This window comes from Bartonella sp. AA9NXGY (assembly GCF_042196845.1).
In the GTDB taxonomy this organism is placed as follows: Bacteria; Pseudomonadota; Alphaproteobacteria; order Rhizobiales; family Rhizobiaceae; genus Bartonella.
This window is the reverse complement of record NZ_JBHIRB010000044.1, coordinates 1-3,754: the sequence shown is the minus strand read 5'-3', so window position 1 is coordinate 3,754 and position 3,754 is coordinate 1. Positions and strand designations below refer to the sequence as shown.

Here is a 3,754-nt window from a genome sequence, read left to right as displayed (position 1 = left end):
AAAGAGGTTTCTGAAGGAGTAGCACAGGATTCTTTGTTATGGAGCAAGGAAGCCGATGCCTTTGTAGCGCGTCATGAGAAGAAGCAAGAAGAACAAGGCAGAGCTGTAAGGACACAAGAAAACAGTAGAATTACGTTCCTTGCAAATGGTGAGGTTAGCGCTAAATCAACGGATGCTGTCGCTGGTAATCAACTTTATTCAATGAATCAGACATTTGCTGAGTATTTTGGTGGAGGAGCTGGTTATGATAAAGATGGACAATGGAAAGCTCCAAGTTTTGTGATCAAGAAAGTTGATGCGGAAGGTAAAGAAAGTGAAGAAAGCTATAAGAGTGTAGCGGAAGCATTTGCTGGAGTTGCGAGTTCTATCACGAATGTTCATAATGATGTGACCAATGTTGTCAGTGATAGCCTTGCCAAGCAGGATGAAAAGACAAAAGTTATCACTATTGGTAAAGAAGTAGAAGGCAGTGAAATCAACATAGCCAACAAGACTGGTACGGATCGGACACTTTCAGGTGTTGGTGAAGCAACAAAGGATAATGAAGCTGTTAACAAAGGTCAGCTTGATAAAAGATTAGAGAAGCTTTCTAACAGTCTTCAATCAGATGACTCGGCTGTTGTTCATTACGATAAAAAAGAGGGTGATAATGGCGGCATTGATTACACGAGTGTGACTTTAGGCAAAGGTAAGGATGCAGGACCAGTTGCACTTCATAATGTAAAAGATGGTGCCATTGGTGAGGGTTCACATGATGCGATTAATGGTAGTCAGATCAACACGATTTCTCAGAATGTAGCTAAATTCCTTGGTGGCGATGCGGCATTTAAAGACGGTAGCTTTACTAACCCTACTTATAACTTATCTCGCGTTTCTGAAGATGGTGAGGTAACACAAAAAGCCTTTACCAATGTTGGTTTAGCATTTGAAGGACTTGATGAGAATATCAAAAATGTGAATCAGCGTATTAAGGAAGTTTCAGAAGGAGTTGCACAAGATTCTTTATCATGGAGCGAGGGTGAAAAATCCTTTGTAGCCTTGCATGGAGGAAAAGACGGTGCAAAGACAAATAGCAAGATTAAGTTCCTTGCGGCAGGAGATATTACGAAAGAATCTACAGATGCAGTAAATGGCTCCCAACTTTATTCCTTAGGAAAAGATCTTGCATCGTACTTAAACGGTGATGCTAAGTATGAGAAAAATCAATGGTTGTTGCCTAGATTTAAAGTTACACACCTTAAAGAAGATGGCACATCAGAAGAAGCTGAGTACGATAGTGTTTCAGAAGCTCTTTCAGGTGTTGGTAATTCTTTCACGAATGTGGTTAAAGACTTTAATGACAAAGTCACGAATATCACAGAATCTGTCCAAGGCGATGCGCTGTTGTGGAATAAGGACGCAGAGGCGTTTGTAGCCAAGCATGGGTACAAGGAAAGCAAGACGAACAGCAAGATAACGTCGCTTGCAAATGGGGATATCACTAAAGACTCAAGCGATGCTGTAACAGGAAATCAGCTATATGCTCTAGGTAACAGTGTTGCGCAGTCTTTAGGTGGTGATGCTAGTTATGCAGGTGGCGCTTGGACGGCTCCAAGTTTCAAAGTTAAGATTGTCAAAGAAGATGGCAGTGCCGTTGAAGAGCAAAGTTATGATGATGTTGCCAAAGCGTTTACTGGTGTAGGGGCTTCATTCACGAATATTCACAAGGAGCTTAAGAATGAAATTAATAAAGTTGTAGGAGATAGTCTTGTTAAGTTTGATGACACGACAAATGTAATCAAGCTTGGTGGTGAAAAAGAAGGTGCGAGCATCAGTATTGCGGATAAGGAAAGCCAAGATAGAATACTTTCAGGTATTAAGACAGCGACAAGGGATAATGAAGCAGTTAACAAAGGTCAGCTTGATAAAAGTCTGAAGGAGCTTTCTAATAATCTTCAGTCTGATGAATCGGCTGTTGTTCACTATGATAAACAAGGTGATGATAATAGCAGCACTAATTATGCGAGTGTGACTTTGGGTAAAGGTAAGGGTTCTACACCTGTAGGTTTGCATAATGTTGCCGAAGGTCAGATTAGTGAGAATTCGCATGATGCGGTTAATGGCGGTCAGATTTCTAAGGTTTCTCAGGATATTGCGAAATACTTAGGTGGAGGTACAAGCTTTAAAGATGGTACTTTCACGGATCCAACCTATAAATTATCCAGTGTTGATGCAAAAGGCGAGGTAGTAGAAAAATCCTATGGTGATGTTGGTTTAGCCATTGAAGGTATTGATACGAATTTCAAGAATGTGAATAACAACCTAACGAATAAGTTTAATGAACTTACTGAAAACATCACGAATATTACTCAGGAAGTTCAAGGCGATGCGCTGTTGTGGGATAAGGCCGCAGAGGCGTTTGTAGCGACGCATGGAGAGAAGGAAAGCAAGAGTAAGATTACATTTCTTTCCAATGGAGAGGTTTCTGCAAGCTCAAGTGATGCGGTCAATGGTTCTCAGCTTTTTGCGACCAATCAAAATGTAAGCAGTGTATCTAACAATCTTGAAACAACAGCTACGAATATAGCTAAATCCTTTGGTGGTGGCGCTGAATATAAAGAAGGTCATTGGAGTGCTCCAAGCTTCAAAGTTAAGATCGTCAAAGAAGATGGCAGTGCTGTTGAAGAGCAAAGTTATGATGATGTTGCTAAAGCATTTGCTGGTGTAGGGAATTCATTCACGAATATTCACAAAGAGCTTAAGAATGAGATTAACCAAGTTGTGGGAGATAGTCTTGTTAAACAAGATGAAAAGACACATGTTATTAGTGTAGGGGGTGAAAAGAGTGGTACAGAAGTTAAGCTTTCGAATATTGATGGTGCCGCACGGACTCTTTCCGGTGTGAAAGCAGGAACGCTTTCGGAAGCCTCAAGTGAGGTGGTCAATGGTTCTCAGCTTTTTGATACGAATAAGACTGTTGCAACTTATTTAGGTGGTGGCGCTGAATATAAGGAAGGTCAATGGAGTGCTCCAAGTTTCAAAGTTAAGATCGTCAAAGAAGATGGCAGTGCCGTTGAAGAGCAAAGTTATGATGATGTTGCGTCTGCCTTTGCTGGTGTTGGTGATTCATTCATGAATATTCATAAAGAGCTTCAGAATGAGATTAATAAAGTTGTAGGAGATAGTCTTGTTAAGCAGGATGATGCTACGAAGGTAATCAAGATAGGTGATGAAAAAGAGGGTAGTGCAATCACAATTTCAAACATGAATGGTGATGCACGTAGTCTCTCTGGCGTGAAAGCGGGCACACTTTCTGAAGGCTCGACGGAAGCAGTGAATGGTTCTCAGCTTTATTCCTTGAATCAGACGCTGGCGACTTATTTTGGTGGTGGAGCTCACTATGAAGATGGTCAATGGGTAGCACCTACTTTCAAAGTTACGACATTTAATGATGATGGTAGTCCAGAAGAGCATAGCTACCCTAATATTGCGGAAGCGTTTGCTGGTGTAAGCAATTCCTTTACAAAGCTTCATAATGAGATTTCAGACAATATTGAGCAGAATGCGTTGTTGTGGAGTGATGAAGACAGTGCGTTTGTAGCGCTTCATGGGAAGGGAGATAAAAGAAGTAAGAGCAAACTGAAGTCAGTTTTAGATGGCGATATTTCTGAAGGTTCGACAGAGGCGATTACGGGCAATCAGCTTTATTCCTTGCATCAGACGCTAGCGATGTATTTAGGAGGGGGAGCTAGCTATGAAGGTGGCGAATGGAGGG

1 pseudogene is annotated in these 3,754 nt (G+C 41.3%); it reads left to right on the top strand.

From position 1 onward, the window contains the following. Window positions 1-33 precede the first annotated feature (33 nt). Window positions 34-3,754: pseudogene (locus ACFIM6_RS09420) on the top strand (hypothetical protein); the annotation flags it as partial.